The organism is Vibrio gallaecicus, assembly GCF_024347495.1.
GTDB classification, from domain to species: Bacteria; Pseudomonadota; Gammaproteobacteria; order Enterobacterales; family Vibrionaceae; genus Vibrio; species Vibrio gallaecicus.
In genome coordinates this window covers 505,675-524,987 of record NZ_AP025491.1, presented here as the reverse complement: position 1 = coordinate 524,987, position 19,313 = coordinate 505,675, and the positions used below count along the sequence as shown (strand labels likewise).

The window sequence follows — 19,313 nt, the reverse complement described above, 5'->3', positions numbered from 1 at the left end:
TTTTAACATGGAAGAAATTCATTGTTTTAGATCATACCAACCCCAACTATCCCTCGTGCCACAGGCTACTTTTCTGTACATTCATAGACATATCTTGAAACAGTTTCTTATATTTTTTAAAACTTAGTGGAGATTTCTATGTTAGAACTCTTAATCGGATTAGTTATTACTATTGCGGTAGGTTACTTCATTGTGAAGGGCTATAAAGCTGCTGGTGTTTTACTGACTGCTGGTATTGCGTTACTACTTATCACTGGCTTAATTGGTCATACTGTTCTTCCTGCCAAAGTAGCTTCTACAGGTAACATGGTTACTGACTCTTTAGAGTTTGTTAAATACATGCTTCAATACCGTGGTGGAGGCTTAGGTATGCAAATCATGCTGTTATGTGGTTTTGCTTCATACATGACTCACATTGGCGCAAACAACGTAGTAGTAAAACAATTCTCTAAACCGCTTGCTGCTATCAAATCTCCATATGTACTTCTTGTTGCTGCCTACATCGTAGCGTGTCTAATGTCCTTAGCAGTAAGCTCTGCAACAGGTCTTGGTGTACTATTAATGGCGACTTTGTTCCCAATGATGACGGCGATGGGTATTTCTCGTCCAGCAGCTGTTGCAGTATGTGCTTCACCGGCGGCTATCATTCTTTCGCCAACGTCTGGTGACGTGGTTATCGCAGCAGAAAAATCAGGAATGTCTCTTGACGTGTTTGCCGTTCAAACGGTATTACCTGTTTCTATCTGCGCAATCATCGTGATGGCTGGCGCAGCTTTCTTCTGGAACAAATATCTAGATAAGAAAGAAAATACGCCAATGGAAAAAGTAGACGTTTCAGAAATCGAAACGACAGCACCCGCTTTTTATGCTGCACTGCCATTCCTGCCTATTATCGGTGTTTTCCTATTCAACGGCCGAACGATCCCGGGGCTTTCACTTGATATCTACACTATCGTTGTTGGCTCCATCTTCGTGGGTGCGGTTATCGATTATGTTGTTAAAAAGTTTGACGGCGAGAAAACGCTAGAAGATTTAGATTCTTGCTACCAAGGTATGGCTGAAGCATTCAAAGGCGTGGTAATGCTATTGGTTGCGGCTGGTGTATTTGCTCAAGGTCTTATGTCTATCGGTGCAATTGATAACCTAATCGGCTTAGCGGAAGCGGCTGGCGCTGGTGGTATCGCATTGATGCTGATTCTAACAGGGCTAACGGTTGCAGCTGCTATCGCAACAGGTTCTGGTAATGCGCCTTTCTATGCATTCGTAGAGTTAGCACCTTCACTTGCAGCTAAAATGGGTTTAAACCCTGCATTCTTGATTATCCCAATGCTTCAAGCGTCTAACTTAGGTCGTACTATTTCACCAGTATCGGGCGTAATTGTTGCCACTTCTGGTATGGGTAAAATCAGCCCATTTGAAGTTGTAAAACGTACTTCAGTACCTGTTATTTGTGGTCTGATTACTGTGATTTTCGGTACTCTAGTATTAGTTCCAATGTACGCGTAATCGTTACATTGGCAAAGTAACTAATTGATCTAAACGAAGCTTACCTAAGCTAGACTAAAAAGGGACTCATCGAGAGTCCCTTTTTTAGTAGCCATTGATAATTAATTACCAATGATAAACTTCTACAACTTGAATCGCCCTACAATTTCTATCAATTGGCTATTCACATTGTCTATATTGCTAGCACCATCTAATGCTTGTTTACCATTGCTATCGAGCTCTCCAACAATGTCATTAATCGCTGACATATTTCGGCTTAACTCTTGAGTCACGCTACTCTGCTCTTCAGCAGCGGTTGCAATTTGCGCACTCAAGTCATTAATTTCAATTACAAATTGAGTCATGGTTTCAAGGCTTTCAACCACTTCTCCTGCGCCTTCTGCCGTATGTTCACATCTATCTTTTGTGACATCCATAGACTCAACAACAGACTGGCTGCCTTTCAATAAACTGCCCAAAGCGCCTTCAATTTCTTCAGTACTGGTTTTAGTTCGACTGGCTAGGTTACGAACTTCATCAGCCACAACAGCAAAACCACGACCTTGTTCACCAGCTCGTGCCGCCTCAATTGCCGCATTCAGTGCTAACAAATTCGTTTGCTCTGCAATAGCTCCAATCACTCCAAGAATTGTATTAATACCATCCGTTTCACTACTCATCTTCTGTACATTTTCAGCAGCAACTTCAACATCTGACACCAACTCTGAAACATTCGACTGTGCTTGTGTTGCCGTTTGCTTTGAACTATTACCAGCTTCATTCGCCTTATTTGTTAATTGAGCTGTATTTGCTGCATCAACAGCCATCGATTCAGCCGTTGCATTCATCTCTTCTATTGCTGTAACTACTTGCTCAGTTTCTGAAACATGATTTTGGAGGATAATTGAATTGCGCTGTGATTGATCTTTCAGCTTATCAACATTTTCGTTTAGGTCTCCTGTGACACCTTTAATTTCCAACATCATCTGTTGTAGGCTTTCAATGAACTTATTCACGCCATTGGCAATTTCGCCCAAGTCATCTTTTGTATTCACTTCAAGGCGTTGTGTTAAATCCCCGTTACCTTGCGATAAGCCATCGATCGTGGTTCTTAATGCCAAAATAGGACGATATAAGATCTGTAATACAAAGAAAGCAACAATAACGCTAATCAGCGTGGCGGTAACGGCACTAATAATGGCAGAGTATTTAGCCTCAGCTAAGCTCGCGTACGCCACATCATTATCCACCCCAATAGCAAAGTACCAATTTTTACCTGCTATCTTGATTTGATGTGAAAATAGCAGCTTGTCACTTCCATCTAGATCATAGTGTTTTACGCTACTCACTTTTGATACGGCTTCATTTGCCACATCCCTAAACCATGGATACTTAGACGCTTTCTCGCTTGCTTTAAACAACGGTGTAGAAGATGCAAGAATGGTGGTGTCTTGGCTAATTATGATAGCGACAGCACCTGGAATTTCGGTTGCACTTTTTACTAATTCATTTAAGAAGTCCAACTGCATGTCGACAGATATCATTCCATTTTTAATTTTTTCAACGATGCTGATCCAATAAATGTCTGAGCCGGCTCCCAAGTACGGATCTGTCATCGCTGTACCTTGGCTATTCCTCGCCAGTTGATACCAAGATCTCTCCGTGATATCGCCGTCAAGCTTATGGTTTGGCCAACTCTTTGCAGTTTGATTCCAGTACCCATCACCATTTTCAAAACCAATGACTGAACTGTTTAAGTTCATCGCTCCTGCCATAATTTTGGTCAGTTCAATTAACTCTTCTGGCGTTCCTGTCACTTCTTCCACTTGAAATTTTGCCGCTAATTTACTTAGCCCAGAAACTTTCTCACCTAATTGATTTTCAATCAATTGAGCTTGTTTAGTTACATAATCTTCATTGGCAGAAGTAATAATTTCAACTAACGTTTCCTCCTGCTTGATGTATGAAACATAACTTGAAACCGAAACGGATACCGCTACCAAAGCGATGATTGAAAAAAGGAGTAAATTTTTAAACCCAAACTGTTTCATAATCGTGTCTACCTATTATTCTTATTGATGACTCGAATACTGCTGCATTCACCAGCACTAAACAAAGCTGTCCTTGCTATTCAAGCTGTTTTACTCAAAATATTAGCTTTTACTTATACCCCACCACTCATACTTAATTACTATTACTTACCAATATAAAAATAAAAGTCATTGATATATTGAATAAAAGATTAACTTAAAGCTCTCAAATGAATATTACACTTTTGTTAATTCGTAACTATCATCACCAGAAACGTGACTTAGTGAGTGTTTTATAAATAAGAATAGACCTAACTTGCCGAATATGTGACCTTGATTTGCAATTAATAAAGAACAAAAAGAAGCATTGAGAATTTAAGAAGCTTGTTTAAAGAGTGAATAAGCGCTCATGAGTCACTAAGCGTTAACTGATGGGCAGGTGTTCCTTTAAGGATCTGGAGCTCAAGAATTATCATTAACTGCGCGTTTGAATACTTGTGGAATCAAGGAGTCGAGGAGGGGGGATAACGGAAAACGGGCTTTACTAACTTAACTATATAGATACGTAGCTACATAGATAGATACATAGCTACGCAGTTCTAAAGCAGACTTAGTGACAAGGCTTATTCGAAAGTAATAAGTCGTAACAGCCATTCTGAATAATAGTATTCAACCCTTTATCAAATATCTCGCATAGCTCCTCTCCTTTATCTGTCTTGGGGAAAAACATGTACATTGGTTTACTGATAAGTGGTTTATCACTCACTTGAATCCTGCCTGAATCATCTTGGGTAATTTCTTTGATCATGGATAAGCCAACTTGCCGTTCCATAGGTAATGCATCAATACGGTGTCGGTACAATTTGTAGACATTCTCTTCCATACTTGTTGCACTAATGATGTCGATACCATGTTTAATAAGCAATTCAGTTGAAGCATATCCTAGTACACCACCCACTTCGTACTGTGATAGATCCGCAATCTCGTCCCATTCAAACTCAACTTTTTCGTGATAAAACATCACTGTTTCTACATGGATAAGTGGTGTAGAAGATATGGTAAACAACTCTTCCCTTTCGGCATTCGGATACCAAGGAAAAGTAGCATCGTATTTTGAATGTTCGACAAGTTTGGCACTTCGTATCCACGGAAAGTAGTCAATTTGAATGCTATATCCTTGTGTCTCGAATGCGTGATCAATGACATCCTCAAGAATACCCCCTTCCTCTTTACTGGAGGTATAAGGAAACCAATCACCTGACGCAAGCCTTATAACCTTATTTTCCTGTGTCCCCGGTTTTGCCATAGATGCACTAGGCTTATGGGTTTTTGGATTAGGTTCTTCTTGTGTAAATGCATCCGAGCCTGTCAGTGTACTAAGTGACAAAATCAAAATAAAACGGGTATTGTCCATCATAGTAATAATTTATTATTTGCTTGAGTTTTGACAAAATTTGTAAAGTAAGCATGACACAAGGATCAGCATAAAACGATTTATAAAATAAAAACTTAATAATAATCAGACGTATATTCACGTACTATTTGCACGGATAAATACAAAAAATGCCGTGTTATCGGTAGATTACACGGCATTTAAGTAATGAATAAATATTTGCTCAATAGAGAAACGCTATTTCATTTCACCATAGCGCTCAAGGTATAAAACGGTTGCCGCTGTACGCGACGGAACTTGTAATTTTTTCAATAAGCTCTTCATGTGAACTTTAACCGTCGATTCTGAGATAAACAAATGATCAGCAATTTGCTTGTTTCGGTAACCCTTTGCGACTTCTTGAAGAATCTGCATTTCACGCTCGGTTAGTTGACCGAAAATATCTTCACGACTGTCCGCATTTTCAAGGTAATTAGAAACAACGCTACTGTAGGCCTTATCACCACTATGGGCTTTCTTTAACAACTCAATCAGTTCATCTGGTTCAGTATCTTTTAATAGATAACCATCAGCACCAGCTTTCACAATCGCTTCAATATCCGCAGGGCTATCTGATACGGTTAAAATAACGATATTTGCTTGTGAGCCATCCGTACGTAATGCTTTCAACGTATCAAGACCAGACATCCCTTTCATATTCAGATCAAGCAAGATCAAATCAGGATCTTCTTCATGCGCAATCGCGACGGCTTCAGTGCCATTGCTAGCTTCAGCAATCACATCAAATTCATCTTCAAAACTCAATAATTGGCTAATGCCTCGGCGCATTAATGGGTGATCGTCCACCAGCATTACTTTACAAATCGTCAACTTTAGACTTCCTTAAAACTTTTATATTCTAGAATTACCTTACAGCCCTTACCTTTAGCCGCATCGATAGTTAGGTCACCATTAAGCCTTGCCGCGCGTTCTTGCATAATGCTTACCCCATAATGATTCAATTTAGAATCATTTGGGTCAAAGCCATCTCCGTTATCTTGTACAACGACTAGCACCTTGCCTTCTTCATCAAGACAACACACTTCAATCACATCTGCATTAGCGTGTTTGATAGCGTTAATTGTTGCTTCACGAATTAATTGAAGTAAATGGACCTGTCTGTGGGCATCTAATTCAATCGAGGACAAATTATTGGTTAGTTTGATCTTAGCATCTGTACGTTCGCTTAATTGCTCAAGCATATCACTGAGTGCCTCACCAAAACTGCCTTCTTTAATAGAAAGTCTAAAAGTGGTGAGTAGCTCTCTTAATTGGGTATAAGCCCCAGCTAAACCATCGCCAATCTCTAATGCTATTTGCTCGGATTGATCTCGATGTTTGTGTTCAGGCAACTTTGCAATGACCCTCTTCAACAGAGTCACTTGGATCTTTAGATAAGATAAAGATTGCGCCAGTGAGTCATGCAGCTCACGAGCTATTGTTGCCCTTTCTTCCATTAACAGCAGTTGCTCTGCCTTTTTCTGTGCATGATTATAAAATATGGCTCGCGATAGCAGTTGTATAAAACTTTCGATTAACGCTTTATCTGAATAGCCAGTGCGATATGAACAATACAAATAGCCCAGTGTTAGATCATGATCATCTAACTTCAACTCTAATTTTTCATCATATTCAATAACATCATAGCCCTCATCTAAAATTAAAGCACGCCCTGCCGTATCTTCAATTTCTAAACGTAGAGATTCAATGCCATCTAAACTATTTAAGTTTTGTAAGATAGCTCTAAAGTTTTCAGGCGCTATACGTGCCACTGTTAGTTCTTGTGAAGAGTCATACAATACTTGTAATGATTGATTGGCATTTTGAAGCTCACCTGTCTTTTCATTCACCGCTTCTTCTAGGTTGCGGTATAGGGCTCCAAGATCTTTTGCCATCGAATTAAATGTTTTCGCTAAAACCCCGAGTTCATTGTCATTTTGAACGGGAACTTGAACTGAGAAATCTTGATTCTTTATCTGTTGACTGGCCCTAACAAGCCCATGTAATGGTTTAACAACCTGTTTACGTACAAAATGAACAACAAATAAAGAAATGACTAAAACACCACCTAAGCCAATTCCCCCAACCCAAGCAAGCTTGATCAGTTTATTCTCAGAGAATTCTTGAAGTTTAAAAACAAACCCATCTATTTCAGATACAAAATTAGCCACAATCGCTAGGTAGTATTCAGGATGCTCACTTCGCAAAACGGTTTTTAGTTCATGCCAGCGACCAATGATTCGATAATAATCTTGTGTAATATCCTCAGGCACATTCCAATTACGTAAATTTTTCATTGAATCGGAATATAGTGAGTACTCAAACTCTCGAATATGCATGCTGTAATCCATTGATTCAACTTGTATATCATGTGCAAGTCGATAGCTTTGCATTCGCATGGATCCTGCAATATTTACTGCTTCAGCATCATTTAAACTGGATGCCAAAGTATAAATAGCAAAACCAGTCGTCGTAACTGAAAGCAACAAAATCAAGAGTAACGATTTAGCAATGGTACTTGTGACAGATGTAACGGGTTTTATTAACAAGAATCTATTCCTAGTTACGGCGATTGACTAAACTTACGATATTGTCACACATCGAAATTCATAGCTCCATTCAATATGTGATCGCTGGTTCTGTAATTTATTGATCTAAGACAAGATAGCCCCCCATTTAGCCCTTAATGGGTATTTATACAAATATTTCTAAAACTAAACTCTTTGTGAGAATAAATGACAAGATATTAATGGAACAATGACCTACAATTACAACATCTTATTAACATCTATAGGCATTTAGTGGTAGACATCTCAAAGCGTCGTCTATTCTCTAGACGTAAAGTTGATTCTAGCCAAATTCGTTTGCCATGGATTAACAACCTAGATTCTTTCGCAGATGATTGTACTCGCTGCGGAAAATGCATACAGGTTTGTGAAACTAAGATAATTGTTGTAGGCGACGGTGGATTTCCTACCGTGGATTTCCAAAAGGACGAATGTACTTTTTGTTATCAATGCGCAGATGTCTGTCCTGAACCAATTTTCAAAGCTAAACATGAAACACCTTGGACCGCTAAGGCTTCAATAAATGATAAATGTTTAGCCCACCAGAATGTTGAATGCAGAAGTTGTGGGGATATGTGTGAACCTATGGCCATTCAATTTCAACTCAGAGCCGGTGGTGTGGCTCTACCGAAAATCGAGTTAGATGAGTGTAGCGGATGTGGCGCCTGCGTATCAGTTTGCCCGACTTCAGCTATCCTTGTGAGCAATATATAAATATAAAAACGAGAGTAATTTATGGCACTAAATGAAGTGCATATATCAAGTTTAGTCGTTCATGTGAGCCCTGAGCATTTAGCGGAAACGAAAGCAGAAATCGAAAAATACGATAATGCTGAAATTTACGGTGATAGCCCAGAAGGCAAAATCATAGTGGTGTTAGAAACTGAAAACCAAGGTTTCGTCACCGATACTATCGACGCTATTAACAATTTACCGAACGTTTTAGGTACAGCTTTGGTTTATCACCAAATCGAGACTGACTTAGACGAATTAGATTCAGACACTGGAAGTAACAATTCTCAACTTGAGGGTGAAGTATGAAAATGACAAGACGTGCGTTTGTGAAAGCAAACGCAGCTGCATCTGCGGCAGCCGTTGCAGGTGTATCTCTACCGGCAACAGCAACCAACCTGATTGCAAGCTCCGATCAAACGAAAATCACGTGGGACAAAGCGCCTTGTCGTTTTTGTGGTACAGGCTGTTCAGTATTAGTTGGTACTCAAAACGGTAAAGTTGTAGCAACACAAGGTGACCCTGAAGCACCAGTAAACAAGGGTCTTAACTGTATTAAAGGTTATTTCCTTTCTAAAATCATGTACGGCAAAGATCGTCTTGAACAGCCTCTACTTCGTATGAAAGATGGTAAATTCCATAAAGATGGTGATTTTGCTCCTGTCTCTTGGGATATGGCATTCGACGTAATGGCTGAAAAATGGAAAGCGGCTCTGAAGAAAAACGGTCCAACAGGCGTTGGTATGTTCGGTTCAGGTCAGTGGACTGTTATGGAAGGCTACGCTGCTGTTAAGTTAATGAAAGCAGGTTTCCGTTCAAACAACATCGATCCAAACGCTCGTCACTGTATGGCTTCTGCTGTTGGTGCTTTCATGCGTACTTTCGGTATTGATGAGCCTATGGGTTGTTACGATGACTTTGAACACGCAGACTCGTTTGTTCTGTGGGGTTCAAACATGGCAGAAATGCACCCAGTTCTTTGGACTCGTATTACTGACCGCCGTCTAAGCCATCCACATGTTAAAGTAAACGTACTGTCTACTTACTACCACCGTTCATTTGAGCTTGCTGACACTGGTTATATTTTCGAACCTCAATCTGATTTGGCAATTGCTAACTTCATCGCTAACTACATCATCCAAAACGATGCTGTTAACTGGGATTTCGTTAATAAGCACACGAACTTCAAACAAGCAACAACCGATATCGGTTACGGCCTTCGTGATGACGATCCTCTGCAAAAAGCAGCAGCGAACCCTAACTCAGGCAAAATGACTTCTATCTCATTTGAAGATTACAAAAAGTCAGTATCTGAGTACACAGTTGAAAAAGCTTCACAAATGTCTGGCGTATCTGAAGACAAGCTTATTGAGCTTGCAAAACAATACGCGGATCCAAACACCAAAGTAATGTCACTTTGGACTATGGGTATGAACCAACATACTCGTGGCGTTTGGATGAACAGCCTTGTATATAACATTCACCTTCTTACAGGTAAGATTTCTACTCCAGGTAACAGCCCGTTCTCACTAACAGGCCAACCATCTGCATGTGGTACAGCGCGTGAAGTAGGTACGTTCTCACACCGTCTACCTGCAGACATGGTAGTAGCAAACCCTAAACACCGTAAGATTTCAGAAAAAATCTGGAAACTTCCAGAAGGCACTCTAAATGGCAAGCCTGGTGCTCACGCCGTTGTTCAAGACCGTATGCTTAAAGACGGTAAGATCAATGCTTACTGGGTAATGTGTAATAACAATATGCAAGCTGGTCCAAACATCAATACTGAACGTCTGCCTGGTTACCGTAACCCAGATAACTTCATTGTTGTTTCTGATCCGTATCCTACCGCAACTGCTCAAGCAGCTGACCTTATCCTTCCAACAGCAATGTGGATTGAAAAAGAAGGTGCTTACGGTAATGCTGAACGTCGTACACAAGCTTGGTACCAGCAAGTTAAAACCGTTGGTGATGCTAAGTCTGACTTATGGCAAATCATGGAGTTCTCTAAACGCTTCACAGTTGAAGAAGTTTGGGGCGAAGAACTTCTAGCTAAAGCACCTGAATACCGTGGTAAAACAATGTATGACGTGCTTTACAAAAATGGCAACGTTGACGCTTTCCCACTGTCTGAAGCTCAAGAGCTTAATGACGATGCACAAGCTCAAGGTTTCTACGTACAGAAGGGGCTATTCGAAGAGTACGCAGCCTTTGGTCGCGACCATGGTCATGATTTAGCACCATACGACACTTACCATAAAGTACGTGGTCTACGCTGGCCTGTAGTTGATGGTAAAGAAACTCTGTGGCGCTTTAAAGAAGGTTCAGATCCATACGCTAAGAAAGGTTCTGGTTGGGACTTCTACGGTAAACCCGACGGTAAAGCACTGATCATTAACGCACCATACGAGGCTCCACCTGAAGTACCAAATGATGAGTACGACATGTGGCTATGTACTGGTCGTGTTCTTGAGCACTGGCACACAGGCACAATGACTCGTCGTGTACCTGAACTTTACAAAGCAGTACCGGATGCACTTTGTTACATCCACCCTGCAGATGCTAAAGCTCGTGGCTTGCGCCGTGGTGATGAAGTTCTGATTGAAAACAAACGAGGTGAGGTTCGTGTTCGTGTTGAAACTCGCGGTCGTAACCGTCCACCACAAGGCTTGGTATTCGTACCATTCTTTGATGCAAGAATTCTGATCAACAAGTTGATCTTGGATGCAACGGATCCACTGTCTAAACAGACGGATTATAAGAAGTGTCCAGTTAAGATCACTAAGGTTTCGTAAACGCTCCGGCTTTTCAAACTAAACCAAATGATCTTACGTATTTAATATTGCGACTACTTTTTTCAACAATTATTGAACGAAGTAGTCCTCTCAAAGAATTGCCTTTGGCGGAGAAATTAACATGAAAAAACTGATTACTGCCCTACTAACAGCTGGCATTTTGCTAGCAGGCGCAGCTCAAGCTGAACTGGAAAACCCAGGCGGTATTGGCGGCGTTGAGTCACTACGTGGAGTGAGTGAGCTAGAAACTACTCGCCCAGCAGATGATTTTAAAAAATTCCCAAGAGACCAGGTTCTAGAAAGTGACTATGTTTACCAGCCACCTCTAGTGCCTCATACCATTCGTAGCTACGAAGTATCTCTAAATGCAAACAAATGTCTGGCTTGTCATAGCTGGAAAAATGCTAAAGAGATGGGTGCAACCAAAATTAGTGTTACTCACTACGTTAATCGTGAAGATGCGGTATTAGCAGACGTTTCACCACGTCGTTACTTCTGTCTACAGTGTCACGTTCCTCAAGCTGAAGCTAAACCTCTAGTTGAGAACGAGTTCAAACCTGTTGACTCATTGCGCTAATCGTAGCCGAATTGTAAGAGAGGCTATTTATGAAATTACTAAAAGCGTTTTGGAAGCGACTAACGACTCCAAGTAAAGCAGCCGTTGGTGTTGTTTTATTCATGGGTTTTGCTGGTGGTCTTCTATTTTGGGGCGCATTCAACACAGGTATGGAAGCGACTAACACTGAAGAGTTTTGTTCAGGTTGTCATGCTCCTATCGTTGCTGAAATTCAAGAAACGATTCACTACTCTAACCGTTCTGGTGTTCGTGCTATCTGTTCTGATTGCCACGTACCACATGAATGGACAGATAAGATTGTTCGTAAAGTACAAGCGTCTAAAGAGCTATACGCTCACTTTATTTCTAAGACAATTGATACTGAAGAGAAGTTTCAAGAACGTCGTGCACACTTAGCTGAACGTGAGTGGGCTCGTTTTAAGAGCAATGATTCTCTAGAATGTCGTAACTGTCACCAATTTGACTTCATGGACTTCTCAGAGCAAAGCCCACGCAGTGCAAAACAGCACTCTACTGCGCTAGCTTCTGGTGAAAAAACATGTGTAGATTGTCATAAAGGTATCGCTCATAAACTACCAGACATGCATGGTGTAGAAGGCTGGCAATAAGGAGAACCTAAATGAGTTCATTAGAAAGTTTTATTTGGCACTTCTTAGGCTATAGCGCTATGCCAGTCATCATCTTGGCAGGCTTTGCAGGTGTTGCAGCTGTATCTCTTTGGATTTTATCTATGGGTAAAGACAAAGAAGTCGATTAGAAGACCGATTAAAGTCAACATTGTCAGCTACTTTTGATTCGTTCGGATATAGATTGACACTAAAAAGCCACTGAATATCAGTGGCTTTTTTATTACCTAGTTTCCGTTATTTCCAAGTCAGGCTTTTAGCTTTTAACTTTTAACTTTTAGAGACGTAGTACTAACTAATAGGTATTACGTCAATTATTCATTAGCTGACAAACAGCCAAACACCCACTCCCATCATCAAGGTACCTGCGATTCGGTTCATTAGCTTAACGTTATCAGCCTTACCTAAAACACGCTTTAAGCTCTTACCACCAGTAGCATACAACGTCATACAGACAAATTCAGATACTAAGATGATTGAGATGAGTATCAATAACTGTGGGGCAAGTGCCTTGCTACTGTTAATGAATGGAGGCAGTAGAGAGATCATAAACGCCCAACCCTTAGGGTTCGCTATTGCGGTCACAAAACCCTGAACGACTAAATCCCAGTCTTTCCCTACGTTTTCAGTTTGGTTATCTGTACTAATCGCCAATTTCCCTTTAGAACGCCACATTTGAACGCCCAAGTAGAAAAGATACCCTGCCCCTATAAACTTAAATCCTGTGAATAGCCAAGGGTAATTAAGCATTACCGATGCAATACCTAGCACGGCAGCAATCGAGACCACTGCCACTCCAGCTAGCTCACCAATCATCATCCACAAAGTGCGTTTATAACCAATACTCATCCCAAGTGTCAGAGCCAAAGTCATACACATTCCAGGTGTTATCGACACAAAGAAAAAAGTCGGGATAAACGCCCAAAGTAATGTACTGTCCATAGTTTCCCCAATTTAGCGATATAATAATTAACTTCAGATCATGAAACCCGAAGACAAAAAGAGCCACATAATAGTGGCCCTTTCAAAATTGAATCTTAGTTTTTATTTTGAAGCTATTCAGCTTTAACTGATTACTTTAACCGCTCAATCCAACCAATAGGTATAGTGGCATGTACGGTGAATAATAACTTCTACTTACGTCTATTTTTAATACGGTTCATCATTGTTAAACGACGTTCAGCAGAGGCTTGATCCGGTTTTTCTTCAGTCGCATTATTCTTACGACCTTGGCGGTTTTTATAAGCCGATTTCGTGTTCAACTTTTCAATGTAAGCTTCACGTTTCTTAGGTTCATAACCAGGTTGCTCAACTCGACGAATACGCTGCTGAATCAGTGTTTCCACTTGTACTACAGTTAGCTCTTCTTCGCGGTTAACAAATGATACAGCATGACCTTGTTTACCGGCACGACCAGTACGACCAATACGGTGAACGTAATCTTCAGCAAGGAAAGGCATGTCGTAGTTAATTACATGAGGAAGATCTGCAATATCAAGACCACGAGCCGCAACATCAGTTGCAACCATTACTCGAGCACGACCTTCTTTAAAATCATCTAATGCACGACGACGAGCACTTTGTGCTTTATCACCATGGCAAAGTACCGCTTTAATGCCATCTAGCTTCAACTCTTTTACAACTTCATTAGCCGTTTCTTTGTAGTTCACAAAAACAAGCACTTGGCGCCAATTTTTACGACCGATCAATTCAGAAAGTAGCTCAGTTTTACGCTCTTGGTCTACCGGATAAACCACGTGACCAACTGTTGCTGCAGTTGAGTTCTCACGCTCTACACTGATACGTTTTGGCTTACGTAATATATCAACAGAAAGCTGATTCAACTGGGTTGAAGTTGTTGCAGAGAACATCATAATTTGAGGTGATGTTTCTACATCTAACATGATTTTACGAACAGCATTGATAAAGCCCATATCTAAGATACGGTCTGCTTCATCAAAAACTAAAAATTCTAAGTTAGCAATTGATACATTACCAGCTTCTAGATGCTCTTCTAAACGACCAGGAGTCGCAACAAGTAAATCTACACCAGCATCAAGTTGACGAACCTGTGAAGACATTTTGTTACCGCCATAAACCGCAGCAACATTAAGGTTCGTGAATTTAACGTAATCTTTAATGTTGTCTGCAATCTGTGCAGCCAATTCTCGAGTAGGAGCAAGTATAAGAGCGCGTGCAGTGCCCTTTGACGCTTTCTTGTTACTATCGATTAAATGTTGAATGACAGGTAATGAAAATGCAGCAGTTTTACCTGTACCTGTTTGCGCAGTCGCAAAAATATCATGCCCTTTACGAGCCATTGGGATCGCTTTTTGCTGAATTGGAGTGAGTTTTTCATACCCACATTCAGTAAGCGCTTTTACTAATTCAGGAGCAAAACCTTGTGAAGAAAATGACATTATTACGGTTCCTTAAGCAGACAGCCTACATTTCTTATTTCAGCCGAGCACTATAAATGAATTAAGGTGATTTATCTCACATTAATCGTGATATAGAGCAAATTTTATTACTTAAATTAGCATTTATTTCTTTTAACTAGCCAATCATAAAAGAATCATCATTGAGATGTGCAAAAAGGGAACAACTTGCTCCCTTTTTTCTTATTCCAAACCAACTCATTTCAGTTTACAGAACGTTTTACTTTGTATTTATCCTAAAGAAATATTCTGTAAAGCTTAGCAGTAGCGTTAACAAGTCACTTTTATCGTTAGTTATTAAAATGGTTAGTCAATTAGCTAGTTAGTAAATTCGTTAGAGACTTAATTTACTAGCTAGGTTATTTCTCTTGAAGCCCACAAAGTGATAGCAACACTTGCTCTAAATCATCCCATGGCATCAGTTGTGAATCGATAACCTCTAAGCGAGATTCAAAGCCATCTAATGATATTTCATGAACAGAAACAACTTGATTCGCGACATTGAACGCGTAACAACCTTGATCAGTATTAATTACAGCTTTCACACGCTCTGCGGTTAATGCAGAAAGCATAGAGAATAGTTGGTCAAAGTCGAACTTATGCTCTGCCCCAAATAACCACCCACAACTGAAATATCCCTGACCTTTATTTTCTTTTCTGACAAAAGCTTCACCAGGCGCAAGCTCGAATTGAGGCTCTTGCTCTGCATGGTCATGATGATGAGATTCTAGGTTAAAAGAAGCGCTGCCATGGACTCTTTCAATATCAAGCACTTCGAGTGGAATCTCTCCATGATGTATCAGTTTACTAAACACTTTAGGTGGTGACTGCTCGGTAACCCAATCATTAAATGCATCAATATCTTCTGAATGAACCAAATCAACCTTGGTACCAATAATCACATCTGCGCTATCTAGTTGGTCATTGAAGTTTTGGTTGGAAGTATATTTTTCGATACTTAAATTACGCGGGTCAACAAGCCCTAATGTCGCTTTAAGATCAACATAAGGCTGGTATTGTTCTGAGGTTAAAGTGGCAACAACTTGTTTAGGGTGACCTAAGCCTGTTGGTTCAATCAGGAGCCTATCGGGCTTTTGACGTAATAGCGCATTGATTCCTACAGACATTGGTACGCCAGCAGTACAACACATACAACCACCAGGTACTTCTTTAATCATTGCACCTTGATCTGTGAGCAACGCACCATCAATACCAATCTCACCAAATTCATTCACTAAAACCGCCCAATGTTCATTGTCAGGCTTATTTTTAAGTAAGTTAAGAATTGAGGTCGTCTTACCTACTCCTAAGAAGCCGGTAATAATATTTGTTGGCACTTTATTCGTCATGTCACATCTCCTTTTTCTTGGAGTATATACCTAATTATGGCAAAAAAGGCAGCAGACCATGACATTTTAACTCTCTGACGTATAGGTAATTACTCGCCCAAAACCATTAAGTTATTAGCTTAAAGTTAATACAAATTAAATAGGAAGGTAGTTTTAATAAAGATAGTTTTAAAAGTGACAGGCAGACAAAAGGCGTACTGTATGTAGCAAGTACGCCTTACCCTCGTGACTCAATCGTGAGTTCGCGAATCAGGAAGTCATAGATAGCAACCTGAACATATTACGAGGAACTAGAAATGGTATTTTTGAATCCATCCAAATTGTGTGTAAAACCTCATTCTCCTTGCGGTTCGTTATGTTGCTTTACAATTTAACTATGGTTCATTTTCAAAGAAAAACAAGAAATCACACCCCGAAAAACACCTTTTGTGATCTTGATTCAAAAGTCAAACTTTTAAGCTCAATTTACCCCAACAATCTTGAAATCATAAGTTACGCAATTCTCGTGTACTCCGCATGTTTTCCAATGATGTTCTTGTGTAAAATTTGCGTGCAAGATGCTTTAGTGTCACATAAATCATTTCCAGCTTATGTCCATATGAAACTTAGCTTTACTTTGTATAGGTGTGTTTGTAGCATCGCCTGCAATTAAGTCTCATCCTGATTTAGCTACTACCTTCTCGTTAACTGACCGAAAAACGGAGCAATACATTGAACTGGAGACGACTCATTCGTGTGCAAAATGTCCCACCTTCTCAAGCATCACTAGCACTTGGGGTTATAGGATTAGGGCAAGCATGGTCTCTTTATATTCCAGGTTTCGGTGACACCATTAGACCCTTGATGGCATCATTGGGTGCTATTCTATTACTTCCTGTATTACTCAAATATTTCACTAGCTACAATACTTTTATAAACGATATCCGCCATCCTTTAAGTGGAAGCTTAATGGCTCCTATGAGCATGGCTTTACTCGTACTTTCAGATTATCTCGCCGCCGTTTCACCAGCTTTAGCCTATCCGATTTGGTTTGGTGCACTATTACTTCACTTTACTATGATGGTCTTATTTTTCAGCTTTCAAGCTATGAATTTTAAGATGTCTAATATTGTCCCCAGCTGGTTCCTTTATCCTGTAGGGCTTATTAGTAGCTCGCTCGCGGGTTCTCAATTCGGGCTGACCGTGTTTTCAGAGACTCTTGCTTCGGTTTGTATCGGCATCTATTTTTTCATGCTACCGGTTGTTTTATACAGACTGGTTTTCGAAGGCAAATTACCAAAACGCGCAAGGCCGACTCTTGCAATCATGGCGGCTCCAGTGAACCTTTCATTGGCAGCATATCTTGTTAATTTTCCAAACCCTGACCCTATTTTAACGGGTGCGTTAGCGGGTATTGCTATCACAATGACATTACTCATTTACTTATGCTATATCCGACTAATGCGTCTTAAATTTCAACCTTCTATTGCTGCAGTAACTTTCCCATCGGTTATCAGTTCTATTGCCATGCACCACCTAACGACTTTATTTGGCACAGAATATCCGCAATGGTACTGGCTTCATTCCTTTGGTTTTTTTGAACTCACTATCGCTACCATTCTCGTTGTGTGGGTTTCAGGTGGTTATGTGAAAATGTACTGGCCTGAATTTTTCAACACTTCAAAGGCAATTAACAAATTAAAGCGATAAAAAGACTGAATGTATCAATTCCTTGGACATACAAGTAAAAAAACGGGAAGCAATACGCTTCCCGTTTTTCATATGTATTTTTGATTCAAACTACTTTTGTAACCTTAAAATTATCATAGCGCCTTTCTGTTCTGTATCTCTGTACAAAATTGGACTCACTTGAACTTCAACAAGAAAAGTCTTATTGGGCTCACTTAGCTTACGTATATTGACCTGCCCACTAAACTCACTCAATGTCTCAAGCGCTCGATATAACCAATTTGCAACGCTTGGCGAATTTTCATCCACAGAAGCAAAGAGAAGTTCAAAATCTTGGCAATAGAGTTCTTTAGAATCAATTCTCAACCACTCAGCTGCCGCGGGGTTGCAGTAATCAATTTTCCCCTTGCTATCCACCGTAAAAATAAAATCACTGATCGAATATAAAAGTAATTGGCTGAATTGATGTTGCTGGTAAAGGTTGTTGTAAATCTCACTAAATTTATTACTTAAAACGCTGATTTCACCGTATTGCGAGTATTCATAAGGACGTAGGTCTTCTGCCAATTCTGAACCATTAACCTGATTTAACCATGCGATTAATCGTTTTATAGGCTTAGTTACTGTTGCTCGTAACACTACAACTAGAACACCACTGAGTACGATAAGCAGGATAAATTCGGGAATGAGCAAGCGCCACTGAGAGGCAATACTAAAAGGACTTCGCTCAATGACGAGTTCCGCTAAAATAGGTAATCGAGATTGATCAGAAAAGAAAATGCTGTACGTCGCTTCTAATGTTTTTTCTGTATATAAGATCTCTGATTTTTCGACTCGCCAATCAGTGCCAAATGCCATTCTCTCAATCGCATCTGGTTGATGCATATTAATAAGACTAAAAGACTCACCGAGGTCTGAACTTATCTCATCGAGAGTCCGTTGCGTCATCTCTCTTAGTAATGTAATTCGACCATTACTTAACATGCTTCCCGAATTGTCGCTGACAGGCTGCGATACGTATACAAGGATACGCCCTTGTAAAAATACGACTCCTCGTTGAACCACTCCACTCTCAATGCCATTTATATCAGTGAATAATGACCATAGCTGGCTATCGGTGATGTAGTCATATGAACTGATTCGATAAAGCGCTTTACCAGCATTGTTATGGATAATAACTCCATTCAATGAGCGAGTCTTGATTGAATCAGAGTCCAGTGAGTTTTCTACAAAATTGCGGTTTGGAGTATTAATAAAATCAAATGTCTCATTCCAATACCCGTAATCTTTCGCCATCTCGGCAACACTATCGACTCTCGCTCCTAATAAATTAAGTCCAATGAATAAGTATTTACCCACCAGTTTTTCTTCTTGTTCTTTTTTCTCATTATGCGCCGCATACATGGAAATGCTGGTCATAATTCCAAACATCAGAGTCATGGCAAACACAAAGATAATGACTAATCGTTTTTCTATCGAATGGTGCCATTTAATTCTTTTGATAGTGTTCATTCCATACTCCAAAGTTTACAAGCGAAAGCTAATTTTAGCCTTGGTAGTATATGTACATTACATAAAGCATTACATACCATAAATGTATTTTAAATAAAAAAA

The 19,313-nt window shown here is 40.0% G+C and carries 15 protein-coding genes and 1 pseudogene; 8 read left to right on the top strand and 8 right to left on the bottom strand.

Going from position 1 to position 19,313, the window contains the following annotated elements:
• The first annotated feature begins 138 nt into the window (after nucleotides 1-138).
• Complete coding sequence (dcuC, locus tag OCU78_RS16825) at nucleotides 139-1,506, top strand: anaerobic C4-dicarboxylate transporter DcuC (RefSeq protein WP_137375249.1); 1,368 nt, start codon at nucleotides 139-141, stop codon at nucleotides 1,504-1,506.
• A 122-nt stretch (nucleotides 1,507-1,628) separates the two neighbouring features.
• On the opposite strand, the gene OCU78_RS16820 is transcribed toward dcuC, so the two are convergent.
• The 4 genes and pseudogenes from OCU78_RS16820 to narQ form a co-directional block, all read right to left on the bottom strand.
• On the bottom strand, nucleotides 1,629-3,536 hold the full coding sequence (locus OCU78_RS16820; protein ID WP_137375250.1) for a methyl-accepting chemotaxis protein: 1,908 nt from the start codon (nucleotides 3,534-3,536) through the stop codon (nucleotides 1,629-1,631).
• A gap of 589 nt (nucleotides 3,537-4,125) precedes the next feature.
• Nucleotides 4,126-4,932 (bottom strand): substrate-binding periplasmic protein, encoded by an 807-nt coding sequence (locus OCU78_RS16815; RefSeq protein ID WP_137375251.1) that lies wholly within the window; start codon nucleotides 4,930-4,932, stop codon nucleotides 4,126-4,128.
• Between the two features lie 213 nt (nucleotides 4,933-5,145).
• Nucleotides 5,146-5,778, bottom strand: a complete 633-nt coding sequence (locus tag OCU78_RS16810; RefSeq protein WP_137375252.1) for a response regulator — start codon at nucleotides 5,776-5,778, stop codon at nucleotides 5,146-5,148.
• Nucleotides 5,765-7,496 (bottom strand): annotated as a pseudogene (narQ, locus tag OCU78_RS16805) (nitrate/nitrite two-component system sensor histidine kinase NarQ). Before narQ ends, OCU78_RS16810 begins: the two are co-directional and overlap by 14 nt.
• Before the next feature lie 252 nt (nucleotides 7,497-7,748).
• Between narQ and napF the strand changes: the two are divergent.
• The 6 genes from napF to OCU78_RS16775 all read left to right on the top strand — a co-directional run bounded on the left by napF (nucleotide 7,749) and on the right by OCU78_RS16775 (nucleotide 12,375).
• The gene (gene napF, locus OCU78_RS16800) at nucleotides 7,749-8,228 is read left to right on the top strand and encodes a ferredoxin-type protein NapF (RefSeq protein WP_137375254.1); all 480 of its coding nucleotides are present in this window, start codon (nucleotides 7,749-7,751) and stop codon (nucleotides 8,226-8,228) included.
• 21 nt (nucleotides 8,229-8,249) lie between these two features.
• The gene (locus tag OCU78_RS16795; RefSeq protein ID WP_137375255.1) at nucleotides 8,250-8,555 is read left to right on the top strand and encodes a chaperone NapD; all 306 of its coding nucleotides are present in this window, start codon (nucleotides 8,250-8,252) and stop codon (nucleotides 8,553-8,555) included.
• Nucleotides 8,552-11,041: a periplasmic nitrate reductase subunit alpha gene (gene napA, locus OCU78_RS16790; protein ID WP_137375256.1), complete on the top strand. Its 2,490-nt coding sequence runs from the start codon at nucleotides 8,552-8,554 to the stop codon at nucleotides 11,039-11,041. Before OCU78_RS16795 ends, napA begins: the two co-directional genes overlap by 4 nt.
• A 121-nt stretch (nucleotides 11,042-11,162) precedes the next feature.
• Nucleotides 11,163-11,618, top strand: a complete 456-nt coding sequence (locus OCU78_RS16785; RefSeq protein WP_137375257.1) for a nitrate reductase cytochrome c-type subunit — start codon at nucleotides 11,163-11,165, stop codon at nucleotides 11,616-11,618.
• Nucleotides 11,619-11,647: 29 nt separating this feature from the next.
• The gene (locus OCU78_RS16780) at nucleotides 11,648-12,226 is read left to right on the top strand and encodes a NapC/NirT family cytochrome c (RefSeq protein WP_137375258.1); all 579 of its coding nucleotides are present in this window, start codon (nucleotides 11,648-11,650) and stop codon (nucleotides 12,224-12,226) included.
• 11 nt (nucleotides 12,227-12,237) lie between these two features.
• Nucleotides 12,238-12,375 carry a TIGR02808 family protein gene (locus OCU78_RS16775; protein WP_137375259.1) on the top strand — a complete coding sequence of 46 codons (138 nt, stop codon included), beginning with the start codon at nucleotides 12,238-12,240 and terminating at the stop codon, nucleotides 12,373-12,375.
• A 190-nt stretch (nucleotides 12,376-12,565) separates the two neighbouring features.
• Here the strand turns inward: OCU78_RS16775 and OCU78_RS16770 are convergent, their stop codons facing one another.
• The 3 genes from OCU78_RS16770 to OCU78_RS16760 all read right to left on the bottom strand — a co-directional run bounded on the left by OCU78_RS16770 (nucleotide 12,566) and on the right by OCU78_RS16760 (nucleotide 16,031).
• Entirely contained in the window at nucleotides 12,566-13,186 is a 621-nt protein-coding gene (locus OCU78_RS16770) for a LysE family translocator (protein ID WP_137375260.1), read from the bottom strand.
• 191 nt (nucleotides 13,187-13,377) lie between these two features.
• Nucleotides 13,378-14,664: a DEAD/DEAH box helicase gene (locus OCU78_RS16765; protein WP_137375261.1), complete on the bottom strand. Its 1,287-nt coding sequence runs from the start codon at nucleotides 14,662-14,664 to the stop codon at nucleotides 13,378-13,380.
• Nucleotides 14,665-15,041: 377 nt separating this feature from the next.
• The gene (locus OCU78_RS16760; RefSeq protein ID WP_137375262.1) at nucleotides 15,042-16,031 is read right to left on the bottom strand and encodes a CobW family GTP-binding protein; all 990 of its coding nucleotides are present in this window, start codon (nucleotides 16,029-16,031) and stop codon (nucleotides 15,042-15,044) included.
• Between the two features lie 711 nt (nucleotides 16,032-16,742).
• Here OCU78_RS16760 and OCU78_RS16755 point away from each other — a divergent pair.
• The gene (locus OCU78_RS16755) at nucleotides 16,743-17,720 is read left to right on the top strand and encodes a TDT family transporter (RefSeq protein WP_137375263.1); all 978 of its coding nucleotides are present in this window, start codon (nucleotides 16,743-16,745) and stop codon (nucleotides 17,718-17,720) included.
• Nucleotides 17,721-17,810: 90 nt separating this feature from the next.
• On the opposite strand, the gene OCU78_RS16750 is transcribed toward OCU78_RS16755, so the two are convergent.
• Complete coding sequence (locus OCU78_RS16750; RefSeq protein ID WP_137375264.1) at nucleotides 17,811-19,211, bottom strand: CHASE4 domain-containing protein; 1,401 nt, start codon at nucleotides 19,209-19,211, stop codon at nucleotides 17,811-17,813.
• Between the last annotated feature and the right edge of the window lie 102 nt (nucleotides 19,212-19,313).